Source organism: Pseudarthrobacter sp. 01T43 (genome assembly GCF_056398665.1).
Genome location: NZ_JBFTPV010000011.1, coordinates 25,278 through 37,498 on the forward strand (window position 1 = coordinate 25,278; position 12,221 = coordinate 37,498).

Below are 12,221 nucleotides of genomic sequence, written 5' to 3' on the forward strand. Positions count from 1 at the left end.
CCCGGCGGCCCGCTAGCGGCTCCACAGCTGGCTCGCCGCGGGCAGGGAGTCAAGGGTCAGCCCGGCAAGCACGGGAAGGGAGAGGCCCAGGCGGCGTGAACCGGCCTCGGCCACCACTCCGCCGTCGGGGCTCTCGGTCACGCTGGCGTCGGGGCCGAGCAATTCGCGGCACTGTTCTTTCAGGCGGGCCATGAGGTCCGGGTAGCGCGGGTCCGTCTGAAGCCCTACGGCGGCCTGCCGGACCTGGCGGTGGAGTTCGGTCCGCAGGGCATTGCGTTGCGCCAGGACCAGTTCGTGAGCCTGGCGGCGCGCCCGTGCCGAGCGCAGGGTGGTTTCGGAGCGGGCCGCGGCCTCGCCTTCCTGGGAGGCGGCGGCGAGGATGGCTGCGGCTTCGGCCCGTGCGGCATCCAGGAGGGCCGCGGCCTGCCTGCCTGAGTTGTCGCGGAAGTCGGCGGCCTGCTTCTCCGCGGCCGCCCGGAGGGCCTCCCGCACCGGCGCCAGGGCGGCGTCTGAGCCTGGCGGCAGCGCGGGCCTCGCGAGAGCCGTCATTGCGGGAGCACCACGGTCAGGGGCGCCCGCGGATCGGCCAGGACCGGCCCAAGCGCCTGCGCGGAAAGGGGCGTCAGGATGACCACTGCCGTGTCCCGGGGCAACTCTGTCCACGCGGTGCGGACTTCCTCGGGGGTGGTGCCGGCGAAGACGCTGACGCCGGCCAGCCGGAACCCGTCCAGCAGGGCCGGTTCGCCTATCGCGGCAATGGTTTGGGTCATGGTCCGGTCTCCCTTCATGCCTTGCCGATGAGGATGATGGCGATGATCAGGCCGTAGATGGCGATGCCTTCCGCCAGGCCCACCACCACCATGGCCCGCCCGAAGATTTCGGGGCGTTCACTCATCGCCGCAAGTGCCGCGGAGCCCGTGTAGGCCACGGCAAAGGCTGCCCCGATGGAGGACCCCGCCACGGCGATGGCGGCAGCGATCAGGGCTGAACCGCCGGCTCCTGCCGGGGTGTCTGCGGCTGCCGCGGCGAGTGCCGGGGCGGCCGCGGCAGCAGCAGGACCTGCTGTCAGTGCACCGGCCAGTACCGCCAGGGAACCAGCCATCACGGCGATATTGAGTGCCGCCAGGATCTTGAACGCGGACTTCCGCCAGCGCCTGACCGCCAGGATGGCTCCAGTTGCTGCGATGAGGAAGACGGGGATGGCGCCGAACCAAAGGTTCACGGGTGTTGCCTTTCAGCCGGGATGGTGGGGGAGAGGTCTGGGGACCACGGCTTGAACGGCCGGCCTTCGGACTGGAAGATGCGGGAGAACAGTTCGTAGTATTCAAGGCGCAGGGCCTGGATGCCCGCCACCAGCGCTTCAAGGGCGAAGGTGATGATGTTTCCCACGAGGAACAGCAGGATGGCTGCGGCTGCGCGCCAGTCCGGAGCCCACAGGGCCGTGGTGCCGTTCCAGACCACCATCAGCAGGGCAGCGTGCGTCAGACCGAACGCAGCCAGGCGGGCGAAGGAAACCAGGTTGGAGCCCAGCCGGATCACGGTGTCCACGAGTTCGATGACCGCCTGGAAAATGGCCGTTGCCCCGCCGCCGGCCTCAATGAAGAGGCCGATGTAGATGAAGGCCAGCGCACCCAGCGCGATGACGGCTGCCGCCAGGATCAACACCCCCGTGCCGGTGCCCAGGCCCCAGACCAAAAGGCCCACGGCGAGGAACAGCAGGGAACCGGCGACGCCGGAACGGGCATAGAGCGCGTATCCCCAGCCGCCCTCCCGGACACGGTTGACGGTGCCCATGGCGTACGCGCCGGCCAGCAGGAAGGCTCCTACGCCCAGTCCGGCCACCAGGAGCGGGACTGGGTTCGACAGGGGGTTGAGCCAGAGCACGGGCACCAGCCCGGTTGGCCCGAAGGCCTCCCCGTACAGCAGGCCGAAGACCATGGCGGCGAGCCCTGCCCCGCACACGAAGGGCCAGGTCCGTTGCAGCTTGGCCAGTTTCCTGATCCGCCCGCTGCGGAGCAGGAGTCCGGCGGCCAACAGGACTGCACCGTGGCCGACATCGCCGAACATCATGCCGAACATCAGGACATAGGCGAATCCGGCCTGGCGTGAGGGGTCCAGGTCAGCGTAGGGAACGGTCCCATAGGTGTCCACCAGGGTGCGGGAGACGCGGGCACTGCCATCGAGCATGGTGGGCGGCTGGATCCACCGGGGCCGGGGCAGCGGGACCACGGCCCCTCCCAGCGGGGCGATGGCTGCGGAGAGGCCGGGGATCGCGTCCCGTGGCATCCATCCGGCCAGGGCCGCGGACGGACCGGAAACGGTGGCAGCCGCCGCCGCCTTGTCCAGTTCCTCGGGCCCGCTGCCCGGCACGTAGGGCAGATCCAGTTCCACGGTGGCGCGGCGGGCCACCTCCGCGAGCATCCGGAGCCGGTCCTGTTCGGGCACCACCAGGGCCACCCGCTCCATCCGGACCGGGGCCTGCGGTTCACGCCGCGGCATCGAGGACCTCGCTGGATCCGGCGCCGGCGGCGGCAGCGGTGAGAGCCGCCCGGACACGCCACGCATCGGTGGACAGTACGGCGATGGCGCCGAGCACCACGTCCGGCCCGGGCATGGACCCGCGGAGAAGGTGGAAACCGTCCTTTTCCACGGCGGCATGCAGCCGGGCTTCGGCGCGCCAGAGCTCACGGGGGGACGCCACACCTTGCAGGGCCGGCCGAAGGGCCGGAGGCAGCGCTGCTGTGAACTCGGCGAGGGTTCCAGCAGCCTCCCATGAGGTCCCCAGGACGGGGCGCAGCAGGTGGATCACGGGTGGCGCGGGCGTCCCGCCGTCGACCGTCAGGATCCGGGCCGCCGTCAGGGCGCACAGCGCACCGCACCACGGCCGGGCCGGGGGCGCCACTGCGGCCAGCCGGCGGACCCAGGCGACTTTGAGCGCGTCGCGGAGACTGCCCGTGCCGGGAGAACCCGTTCCGGGAGCACCCAGGGCGGCAGCGCCGGCGTCGGCTCCCCACGCGGTGGCAGTGAGGAGAGCTGCCAGCTCCTCACATGATCCGGCGGGGGCCAGCCGGGTCCACGCGGTGGACAGGGCGCCCAGGTGGTAAGGCTCGGGGGCCTTCGGACCGCCCGTGAGCTGGTGGGCGAGGGCCATGATGTTCTCGATTTCGAAAGTCCCGGCGGCAGCCCGGGCGAGCGCTGTGCCGGAGGCCGGCAGCCACCCGGCCAGCACCCGCAGCTGCCATAGGACTGTCTCCTGGACGGCACGTTCGGCAGCCGCAAGCCCGGATGCGCCCCGAAGCCGTTCCGAATAGCCCGATTCATGCAGGGAGGACAACGCGTTCTCCAGGGTGGGTTCGGCAGCGATACCGCGGCTGGCGCCGGCGCCTACGCGGCGGTGCGCCATGGACCGCGCCCGCACGCTGGCAGCCACCCAGTCCGCTTTCATTGGTGTCCGGCGTCATCTGGTGCGGCGGTAACCTGGGCGACGGTCCCTGGTGCGCCCTGCGGCGGGGCCAGGAGGGTTTCCATGACCTCGCCGACGACGGCCGGGATGCGCCCCAGACCAGCATCTTCCAGTGCGGCCGCTTCCTGGCGTGCCTTTTCAAGCACTTGCGCGTCGCTGTTGGAAGCCTCCTGTTCCACGCGGGTGGCGGCCTTTGCCCGTTCGGCACCGGCGTCGAGCCTGGCCTGGGACAGCATGGCCGCTGCCTTGCCCCGAGCACTGAGCAGGGTCTCTTCCGCCGTGCGGCGTGCTTCCTCCACCAGCGCAGCGCACCCGGCGACGTCGTCCGCCAACGCTGCGAACACGGGAGCCAGTTCCGCGGCGGGGCCCTGGTCATCGGCGGCCGGCACTCCTGCCGGACCTGCTGGACCGGGGGCTCCCACGGGCCTGAACCGGTCCAGGATACTCAGTCTCGCCATGACACCCCCTCGGAAATGTCCTTAGAGCCACAGTCTAGGCCCGCGACCTACCGCTTTCCGCTTACCCGGGCGTCCATCTGTCCGTCCGGTGCCCGGCGGATACGGGTAATCAGTGCGTGGACGAGCAGGGCGGCAAAAACGGCCGCGCAGAGGAGTGCCCCGATTTCAAGCGTCGCGCTGATGCCACGCCCTGTGGGGTGGAGGTCCGGCGCCATGTTGGCCGCGAGCACCGCACCGGAGACGGCCGTGCCGAAGGAGCTACCCACAGTCCGCAGGACCTGGTTGAAACTGACGGAACTGCCCAGTTCTTCACTGGCTACGCTGCGGGCGATCAACGCCGGCATGGCGGCATAGCTCGCACCCATGCCCAGGCCCAGCGCCAGCATCCCGGCCAGGAGTTCCCACAGTTGGGTGTGTGCAAACCAGAGCAGCAGCCCGGCGGCGGCCATGATGCCGGCGCCGATGGGCAGCAGCGTGGTGAGCTTGACCCGGTGCGCCAGCCGGCGCACCAGCCGGTTGGCGCTGAAGCTTCCCACCGACAGCGGGAACATCACGAAGCCGGCCCACAGCACGGGCAGCGCCACGCCGTAGCCGGTGGTGGCGGGGGCCTGGGCGATGAGGCTGGAAATGGACAGGCCGATGTACATGGCGGCGCCCAGTCCGATCGCGGTGCTGTTGGCCAGCAGCACATCCCCGTTCCGGAGGACCCGAAGGTTGATCAGCGGGTTCGGGCTGCGCAGTTCAGCCCGGACCCAGGCGGTCAGCAGGGTGGCGGCCACAATGAAGGCACCGATGGTCAGCGGTGACGCCCAGCCCCAGTTGGGTCCTTCGCTGATGCCCAGGAGCAGGACGCCCAGGCCGAGGCCCAGCAAACCCGCGCCGGTGTAGTCGAACGGCACCCGCGGGGCGCGTTCGTCAGGTCCGCCGGGCACTGCGCGGAAGACGACGATGATGGCCGTGACCACAAACAGCGCGGCAAACCAGAACGCGAACCGGAAGTCGAACGTTCCGGCGATGATGCCCGTCAACGGGTAACCGAGCCCCAGGCCGGTTGCCACGGTCACCGACAGGCTCGAAATGGCGAACCGCACTTTGTCGGTGCCGACGTAGCGCCGGGCGAGGGCGATGGTCACCGGAACGATGCCGTAGGTCAGGCCCTGGAGCGCCCGGCCGATCAGGAAGACCGTGAAGTTGGGCGCCAGCGCGGCGATGACGGACCCGAGGAGGATGATCAGCAGGGCCCACAGCAGCAGCTTCTTCTTGTGCGGCCCGTCGCTGAGACGGCCCATCACAGGGGTTGCGACCGCTCCGACCAGGAGGTTGATGGTGAGCATCCACTGCGCCGTGCCCACTGACACGTCCATTTCGCGGGAGATGGTGGGCACCAGCAGCATGCCCAGCGAGCTCACAATGGCGGTGGACAGCGCGGCGTAAACCAGCGCGGGGACCAGGACCGAATCTTTGTTAGTCATTGGACGGCTCCGTTCCAAGCTTCCTGATAGCGGGAATGGCCGCAGCCAGGGATTTCCGCTCGGCTGGACTCAGGCGCTCCGTCACGGCCCGATCGAGCCAGCCTTGTCCGGCGGAGGATTCCCGTGCCAGCTTCTGCCTGCCCGCCTGGGTGATCTCGATCCACACCCGGCGCCTGTCGTCGGCGTCGGGGGCCCGCTCCACGAACCCCAGCCCTTCCAGCTCGCGCACGGCGAGCGAAATGCCCTGGGGGCTGACCTGGACCACAACGGCGAGTTCCGACGTCGTGGCCTTTCCGCGCTCCGCAAGGTGCCGAAGCACACCGATTTTGCCCGGCGAGATGGTGCGTTCGGCGTTGAGCTGCCGGAGGAGGGGGTGCAGGGCTTCGAATAGGGAATGCGTGAGCGCCTGGTCAATCGATACGTCGTCGGTCATTCATTAATTGTACAAGCAAATTGATCAAGTTGCTTGAGTATGTGCGGTGAGCTTGCTCATGTTGTGCGCTGCGAAGGGGATCCTAGGCTCGTGCGAGCCTCATGCTGGCCACCACCGCTCCCACCCCGAGGGCGGAGCACACCGCCATGGATATGGCCATGGGGACCGCGCTGTGCTCACCCGCGATGCCGGTCAGCGGCGACACCACACCGCCGATGAGGAACTGGATCAGGCCCAGCACTGCCGATCCGGCGCCTGCCCTCCCCGGGACGCTGCCCTGGGCGAGTGCGGTGGCGTTGCCAAAGATGAAGCCGATGCCGGCCGTGGACAGGAACAGGTGGACCAGTGTGCTCCAGCCGGTGATTCCGCCCAGGACCAGCCCCATGCCGGCAACGTTGATGGCACACATCACCACCACGGCCGTCCGTAGGATGACTGCCGGTTCAACGCGGTCCACCAGCCGGGTGTTGACCAGGGCGCCCAGGATCACCCCGCCGGCGTTGATGGCGAAGATCACCGAGTAAGCCAGCGCAGAGTAGCCCAGCACGTTCTGCACCACAAAGGATGAGGCGGAGATGTAGGAGAACAGCGAGCCGAAGATGAACCCGAAGGTCAGCGCATAGGCCATGAAGGTCGGCGTGCGGAGTACGGTCCAGGAGCCGGCGGCCACTGCCTTGAGCCCGCCCCGGTGCCGCAGGTGGCGGGGGAGCGTTTCGGGGACCACGAATACCGAACACGCCAGCATCAGCGCCCCGAAGAGGGCCAGCGCCCAGAACACCGTCTGCCACGGAGCCACCGTGGCGATCACGCCGCCCAGCAGGGGCGCCAGCACCGGGGCGAGCGAGGAGATGGTGGCCAGCAGCGAGAACAGCTTCGCGGCCTGCCGCCCGGACGCCATGTCCGACACAGCTGCCCGGGCGATCACCACGCCGGCGGCCCCGGAAACACCCTGGAGCGCGCGCAGCACCAGGACCACCTCGATGCTGGGGGCCAGGGCGATGGCCACGGAACTGAGCAGGAACACCACATTGCCGGCCACCATCAGCCTGTGCCGGCCCAGGACATCCGAGATGGGCCCCAGCAGGAACTGGCCCACCGCCATGCCGATCATGTAGCTGGTCAGCGTCAGTTGGACGACGGACGCGGTCGTTGCAAAGAACTCGCCCATCCGCGGCATCGACGCCAGATACATGTCCGTGGCCATGGGGCTGACGGCACTGAGGATGCCCAACGCCACCACGAGCACCATCCGGTCCTTGCCGCCGATGAGGTTCAGCCGCGACCGAAAGTTGTCGTGGGGGAGCGGGGAGTCCATGCAAATCCTTCGGCTGCGGAGCGGGTTGCAAGCGATTCTAATGCCACCCTGGCAACCGGCTGCCATACTTTACGCCTCCGGCGACGTACCTGCAGCCACCCCAGGCAAACACGGTTACGCATCGGCTGGCGTTCACCGCGCACCCAGCCTCCTGCCGGTTTGACGTTGTAGGCTCGCTCCCCGAACCCACCGATAGCCGGTGGCCCCTGAAACAACGGCGAGCTGAGAAGAAGTAGGCGGGTATGTTCCGAAGCGGTCTGGTGGTGGGCGCCCTGGTGGCATTTTTCGGTGCTGCGGCCGTGCTGGGCGCCATTGCGGTCCTGCGGGCCAAGGGCCGCGCAGCCAAGGGGGACGCGGCGGCAGGTGTCCTGCTGGCGTTCGTGATGCTGGCGGTGGGCCTGGGCTGGGCGCCCCTGGCCACGGTCCCGCTCACAGTGATGCTCGGCGTCGTCTTTCTGTGGTTTGCCCTGCGGCTGGCCGTTTACAGGGCGGTGCTGACGCTATTCGCCGGGCTGGCACTATTCTTCGCTGCCCGTGGTGGAGGATCGACGACGGCCCACCCGCCACACGAGCTGGGCGCCATGTTGGTTCTGCTGATGTGCGCGCTGCTGACATTATTCGCCGCTGCAGGTTGGCTGCTGGCCACCTTTGCCATGCCCAAACAGGGCACAGCGAAGCCAGTGCCGCGCCTGCACGGTCTCGGCCAGGCACTGCTGGCGGCAGGCCTTGCCATCACCTTTTACGCCATTTCCTGACGACGCGGCGTGTCCTGCGCCTCTTCCGGATCTGGGGCCAACCATGGTGGCTAGCCCCCCGTGTTGGCCGTCTGGCAGGTCTGGTCCTGCGCGGTTTGTGCCACCACGCTGCCCGGATCGGAGGTGGGGAGGGTGGGTTTGTCTCCGGTGGCAAAATCTTCGCCCGCGAACAACTGCACGCCCTGAATGTTGGCTACTTGCTGGACGCTGGTTGCGGGGAGCCCAAACATGGTGGCCACATCTGCGGCGACGTCCGCGAACCCGGCGCTGTAATAAACCATGGTCTGGGCACGTGCCGCTGCCTGGACCCGGGTCACCTTGGCAAAACCGGCGTCCGTGAACATGGCAGCAATGGCGGTGCTGCGCCCTGTCACGCCGGTGCCGTTGGCAACCGTGATCGGCTGAAGCGCCTTGTTGTAGGCGGGCGCAGAGGGCGCGGTCGACGACGGCGCGTCGGTTGCCGCGGGCGGGGCCTGTTTCAGGTCGGGGCTATTGCGGAGGGCGGCAAAGAAGTTTGACGCTGCGGGCTCGTCCAGGGTCAGCCGGTTGGGATCCGACGGCGCAGGGATGTTCGGTACCGTGATGAAGTTGACGTTGGCGGGATCTATGTTTTTGAGCCTGTTGGCAATAGTGAGCAGCGACGGGACTGAGGCCAGTCCGGAATCGACCGTTAGGTTCTTGGTCACGGTATCGGCGATGCTGAGCATCTTCTGCGGATTGCCAAGCGTTCCCTCGGACTTGAGTTTGCGCGTCAGGGAGCCCAGGAATGCTTGCTGGGCCTTGATCCTGCCTAAGTCGCCGCCATTCTCAAACCCGTGGCGGGTGCGCAGGAACGCCAGGGCCTGATCGCCCTGCACCTGGGAGGTGCCCTTAGGCAGGTGCAGTCCGGACTCGGGGTCGTTGACGGCGGCACTGACACAGACGTCCACGCCGCCCACCGCGTTGGAGAGTTCCTTGACTGCGTTGAAGTCGGCCATCATGAAGTGGTCCACTTCCAGGCCGGTGAGCTTGTTCACGGTGTCCACGGCGCAGCCGATGCCCGCCTGGGCCATGGCGCCATTGATCATGCCGCTGGGTTGTTCGTCGTAGTGCCGGTTCGTTTTGGTGTCGGTGCAGGCAGGGATGTCCACCATCAGGTCACGGGGAAAGCTGATGACGTTGACGTGGTTGTTGTCCGCGGCGATGTCCAGCAGCATCATGACGTCCGATTGTCCGTAACCGGACGACTGGTCAGCGGTCCCGTACTGGCTGTTGTTGCCGCTCCGGGTGTCGCTGCCCAGGACTAGGATCTGCAGGCGATCCTTGCTGTCATTGACGGCGCCCTCGGACCGATGTCCGCCCGCGCTGAGGTCTGAGCTGCTGATGTTGGACTGCAGCCGCCAGGCCCAGTAACCGCCAAAAGCAACAACGCCTACGAAGAGGACGGCTACAACGGCGGTGACAATCCTGAACCACCGGGGTGACGTGCGGAAGCTGAAACGTCGGCGTGAGCTCGACGAATACAGCTTGCCTTGGCCCGGGTAGGGAACAGGAGTGCCAGGTTCTTGGCTGGGAGCATTGTCGCGACCGAACAAAGTTGTGACTTTCTTTTGGTGGCAGAGACCAGTTAACGCTACGGGTGTTTGCTGGCAATTCCCTGAGGACCTTGTTACGAGAGGGCAGCTGCGCAGCAGGGGCAACGCGGTTGCTCCGCTGGCGCCGGCGGACACGCTATGGGTTGACGCGATTTGTCAACCGCTGTGACGTACGGCTACCGTGACTCGTGATCGCATGGGGGATCACTGCTAACCGACGGAGGCCGCATTGGCTCTCATGGACTATGCCCTGGCGCTCTGCGCGCTTTTGGCTACACTGCTGATTCCTTTCTGTGCGATGTACCAGGTGCTCCGCCTCAAGCGGCGCGCAATAAAGGTGACCGCCACGAGGAGTGACCGCAGCTAGCAATGCCCTATGTTGATATCAACCCGCATAAGGGTCGCCCGAAATGGCAGGCCTACGCCGTCCTGACCGTGTTGTTGGTGCTCACCGCGTGCGTTGTGGTGGCCGCCCTGACCCGCCACTGAGCTCGTCGTCTGCGTCAGCGCCTAGACTGGTTGACTGAAACAGTCCGTATAAAGTGCCGCAGAACCTTGAGCCGAAGTCCTGGGGGACAGACATGCCCGATCCGGCGGATCAGAACGCACGTGCCATTGCAGAGGATGCAGGGCAGCCGCAACCGCCCCGACGACGCCGCGACCTCCGCCGCGCCGACGGAGCCCTTTCGGATGCCCAGACAGGAACCATGCCAGCCGTAACTCCCGAGCCTTCCACCACGCCCGACTCCGGCACTCCGGTGCCGCGCCGCAGCTCCTGGGCGGAGGCCGCGGCCGCCGCCGACCACGGCAAACCTGCGGCGCATGTTCCGGCTCCGACCCGCCGGCCGGCCAAGCCGCCGGTCACCGCGCAGCCGCAGGCTCGGCAACAGCAGGTCCAAGAACCGCAGCCCGGGCAGCCGGACGAGCACAACTACCGCACCACCGCGGTGGCGTACGACGGCGACACTGCCGTGCCGTCGTCGTCGGCGGTTCCTGAACCTTACGTCCCGGACGAAACACCCGCGTTCCGGCGCGTCCGGCCCACGGCGGCGGATGTGATCGCCGAGAGCCCCATGCCTGACTTCATCAGCTCCCCGGGCCTGTTCGTGAAAGAGCAGAAGCCCCGGCCCGTGGGCGGCCTCCGCGGCGCGATCTACGCGCTGACCGGCGGCGCCTGGAACCTCGGGCCCAGCGCCAAGCAGCGCGACGAGGACGAGCTGGCCCGCCGTATTTCCCGGCAGCTGCAGGGCAGCTACAACACGGCGGTGCTGAGCCTCAAGGGCGGCATCGGCAAGACCTCCACCACGGTGGGTGTGGGCCTGACCCTGGCCGAATTCCGCGGCGACGCGCCGTGTGCCATCGACGCCAACCCGGACTCCGGTGACCTCGTGGAGCGTGCCCTGGGCGAGGGGATCTACCAGCAGGCCAGCCCGCGCACCATCACGGACCTGCTCAAGAACATCGAATCCGTGGACTCCCTCACGGCCCTGGCCCGGTACATGCACCATGCCGGACGGCTGCACCTGATCGCGGGGGAGCAGGACCCGGAAGTCTCCGACTCGCTGACGGCCGCCGAATACCTGCGGATCCGCAAGCTGATCTCCAATTACTACTCCGTGGCCCTGACCGACTGCGGCACCGGCGTCACGCACAACGCGATGAGCGGGATCCTGCAGTCGGCCGACAACCTGGTCATCGCCGCCGGGTACGCGGTAAGCGGGGCCAAGCGGGCACGCAGCACCCTGCACTGGCTGGCCAGCCACGGGTACGAGGACCTGGCCCGGAACGCGATTGTGGTCATCACGGACAAGGACGAGGTCTCCTCCCGCGTGGACAAGGACGCCATCGAGGAACACCTCGCCGGGATCTGCCGCCAGCTCATCGCCGTCCCGCACGACCGCGGCGTGGCCGACGGCGACCTGGTCACCCTGGACGTGCTGAAGCCCGATACGCGGCGGGCGTACAAGGAGATTGCGGCGGCCATCGTGGACGGGTACCGCTAGCCCCCTTTCCACCCAACTAAGTAGCAGTAGATGTCGTTTTGAGGCCTCAAAGCGACATCAACTGCTACCTACATTTGCGGGCAGGTGCCGGCCCCTAGGGAATCCCTAGGACCCGCCGGAACACTGGCCGGTATGGCATCGACAGCACTGCTCAGGCGAACGAAGATCCTGGTTCCGGCGATTTTGCTCGCACTCGTTGGGACCCTGGTGGCCGGCGTCCTGACGGCCGCCCCCCGGACGCCCCCTGCCCTTTTGGGCGCCTCGGCCAGCCTTGAAGGCGGACTCGCCCGCATTAATGGGGTTATTCCGCTGGAAGCAGATGGTTGGCAGCCCCCCACACCCTCGGCGGCGCTCGCCGATCCACCCGGGGCGGAACTCCATCGCGTCCGGATACTCCTGGAGCTGACCGCAATGGAACAGGGCGGCCTGACCTTCGACCCGTCCCGGTACGCCGTCTCGGCCCTGGGCGCCGGGGAGTGGAAAGCCATCTGGTTTTCTCCTGCCCCCGCGGAGGCGCGCCAAGGGGAGAGCATCAACGCCACGCTCGTGTTCGAACTGCCGGACCGTGCCATCGATCTGACGCTGGAGCTGCCTGGGGGACCCGGAGCGTCCCTCGGCGCCGGACACCACCGGGGCGGAAAATAACGTGGTTTTTCGTCCCGGGGAAATGCGGCCGGTTGCAGGGTTTCTCCAAGGGCAGCGGAACCCGACGCAGGAAATCTCCAAGCCAGGTCCCCCACAGTCTTTG

General features: G+C 67.7%; 13 protein-coding genes. 3 read left to right on the top strand and 10 right to left on the bottom strand.

All coding sequences use genetic code 11. The features are described from left to right. Positions 1-12: 12 nt before the first annotated feature. The 9 genes from AC1DIM_RS11755 to AC1DIM_RS11795 all read right to left on the bottom strand — a co-directional run bounded on the left by AC1DIM_RS11755 (position 13) and on the right by AC1DIM_RS11795 (position 7,141). Positions 13-549: a hypothetical protein gene (locus AC1DIM_RS11755; protein WP_477710665.1), complete on the bottom strand. Its 537-nt coding sequence runs from the start codon at positions 547-549 to the stop codon at positions 13-15. Next, entirely contained in the window at positions 546-770 is a 225-nt protein-coding gene (locus AC1DIM_RS11760; protein WP_477710666.1) for a V-type ATP synthase subunit F, read from the bottom strand. The genes AC1DIM_RS11755 and AC1DIM_RS11760 overlap by 4 nt, the downstream gene beginning before the upstream one ends. Before the next feature lie 14 nt (positions 771-784). Further along, on the bottom strand, positions 785-1,222 hold the full coding sequence (locus tag AC1DIM_RS11765; RefSeq protein WP_477710667.1) for an ATP synthase subunit C: 438 nt from the start codon (positions 1,220-1,222) through the stop codon (positions 785-787). Beyond that, the gene (locus tag AC1DIM_RS11770) at positions 1,219-2,499 is read right to left on the bottom strand and encodes a V-type ATPase 116kDa subunit family protein (protein WP_477710668.1); all 1,281 of its coding nucleotides are present in this window, start codon (positions 2,497-2,499) and stop codon (positions 1,219-1,221) included. The genes AC1DIM_RS11765 and AC1DIM_RS11770 overlap by 4 nt, the downstream gene beginning before the upstream one ends. Further along, on the bottom strand, positions 2,486-3,445 hold the full coding sequence (locus AC1DIM_RS11775) for a hypothetical protein (protein WP_477710669.1): 960 nt from the start codon (positions 3,443-3,445) through the stop codon (positions 2,486-2,488). The genes AC1DIM_RS11770 and AC1DIM_RS11775 overlap by 14 nt, the downstream gene beginning before the upstream one ends. Continuing rightward, positions 3,442-3,921 (bottom strand): hypothetical protein, encoded by a 480-nt coding sequence (locus AC1DIM_RS11780; protein ID WP_477710670.1) that lies wholly within the window; start codon positions 3,919-3,921, stop codon positions 3,442-3,444. Before AC1DIM_RS11780 ends, AC1DIM_RS11775 begins: the two co-directional genes overlap by 4 nt. 47 nt (positions 3,922-3,968) lie before the next feature. After that, complete coding sequence (locus AC1DIM_RS11785) at positions 3,969-5,393, bottom strand: MFS transporter (RefSeq protein ID WP_477710671.1); 1,425 nt, start codon at positions 5,391-5,393, stop codon at positions 3,969-3,971. Then, positions 5,386-5,826: a MarR family winged helix-turn-helix transcriptional regulator gene (locus AC1DIM_RS11790; protein WP_477710672.1), complete on the bottom strand. Its 441-nt coding sequence runs from the start codon at positions 5,824-5,826 to the stop codon at positions 5,386-5,388. Before AC1DIM_RS11790 ends, AC1DIM_RS11785 begins: the two co-directional genes overlap by 8 nt. An 82-nt stretch (positions 5,827-5,908) precedes the next feature. Then, positions 5,909-7,141, bottom strand: a complete 1,233-nt coding sequence (locus tag AC1DIM_RS11795) for a multidrug effflux MFS transporter (RefSeq protein ID WP_477710673.1) — start codon at positions 7,139-7,141, stop codon at positions 5,909-5,911. A gap of 242 nt (positions 7,142-7,383) precedes the next feature. On the opposite strand from AC1DIM_RS11795, the gene AC1DIM_RS11800 reads away from it, so the two are divergent. Continuing rightward, positions 7,384-7,896: a hypothetical protein gene (locus AC1DIM_RS11800; protein ID WP_477710674.1), complete on the top strand. Its 513-nt coding sequence runs from the start codon at positions 7,384-7,386 to the stop codon at positions 7,894-7,896. Positions 7,897-7,946: 50 nt separating this feature from the next. Here the strand turns inward: AC1DIM_RS11800 and AC1DIM_RS11805 are convergent, their stop codons facing one another. Further along, positions 7,947-9,470, bottom strand: a complete 1,524-nt coding sequence (locus AC1DIM_RS11805) for an LCP family protein (RefSeq protein ID WP_477710675.1) — start codon at positions 9,468-9,470, stop codon at positions 7,947-7,949. 707 nt (positions 9,471-10,177) lie between these two features. Between AC1DIM_RS11805 and AC1DIM_RS11810 the strand changes: the two genes are divergently transcribed. Both AC1DIM_RS11810 and AC1DIM_RS11815 read left to right on the top strand, forming a co-directional pair. Then, positions 10,178-11,473 (top strand): MinD/ParA family ATP-binding protein, encoded by a 1,296-nt coding sequence (locus tag AC1DIM_RS11810; RefSeq protein ID WP_477710676.1) that lies wholly within the window; start codon positions 10,178-10,180, stop codon positions 11,471-11,473. Positions 11,474-11,605: 132 nt separating this feature from the next. Continuing rightward, positions 11,606-12,118 (top strand): hypothetical protein, encoded by a 513-nt coding sequence (locus AC1DIM_RS11815; RefSeq protein ID WP_477710677.1) that lies wholly within the window; start codon positions 11,606-11,608, stop codon positions 12,116-12,118. Positions 12,119-12,221 lie beyond the last annotated feature (103 nt).

Bases quoted from the DNA above. Each gene is read 5' to 3' on its own strand.
- AC1DIM_RS11780 (WP_477710670.1), bottom strand. From the start codon at position 3,921: ATGGCGAGACTGAGTATCCTGGACCGGTTCAGGCCCGTGGGAGCCCCC.
- AC1DIM_RS11775 (WP_477710669.1), bottom strand. From the start codon at position 3,445: ATGAAAGCGGACTGGGTGGCTGCCAGCGTGCGGGCGCGGTCCATGGCG.
- AC1DIM_RS11770 (WP_477710668.1), bottom strand. From the start codon at position 2,499: ATGCCGCGGCGTGAACCGCAGGCCCCGGTCCGGATGGAGCGGGTGGCC.
- AC1DIM_RS11785 (WP_477710671.1), bottom strand. From the start codon at position 5,393: ATGACTAACAAAGATTCGGTCCTGGTCCCCGCGCTGGTTTACGCCGCG.
- AC1DIM_RS11815 (WP_477710677.1), top strand. From the start codon at position 11,606: ATGGCATCGACAGCACTGCTCAGGCGAACGAAGATCCTGGTTCCGGCG.
- AC1DIM_RS11760 (WP_477710666.1), bottom strand. From the start codon at position 770: ATGACCCAAACCATTGCCGCGATAGGCGAACCGGCCCTGCTGGACGGG.
- AC1DIM_RS11755 (WP_477710665.1), bottom strand. From the start codon at position 549: ATGACGGCTCTCGCGAGGCCCGCGCTGCCGCCAGGCTCAGACGCCGCC.
- AC1DIM_RS11795 (WP_477710673.1), bottom strand. From the start codon at position 7,141: ATGGACTCCCCGCTCCCCCACGACAACTTTCGGTCGCGGCTGAACCTC.
- AC1DIM_RS11800 (WP_477710674.1), top strand. From the start codon at position 7,384: ATGTTCCGAAGCGGTCTGGTGGTGGGCGCCCTGGTGGCATTTTTCGGT.
- AC1DIM_RS11790 (WP_477710672.1), bottom strand. From the start codon at position 5,826: ATGACCGACGACGTATCGATTGACCAGGCGCTCACGCATTCCCTATTC.
- AC1DIM_RS11810 (WP_477710676.1), top strand. From the start codon at position 10,178: ATGCCAGCCGTAACTCCCGAGCCTTCCACCACGCCCGACTCCGGCACT.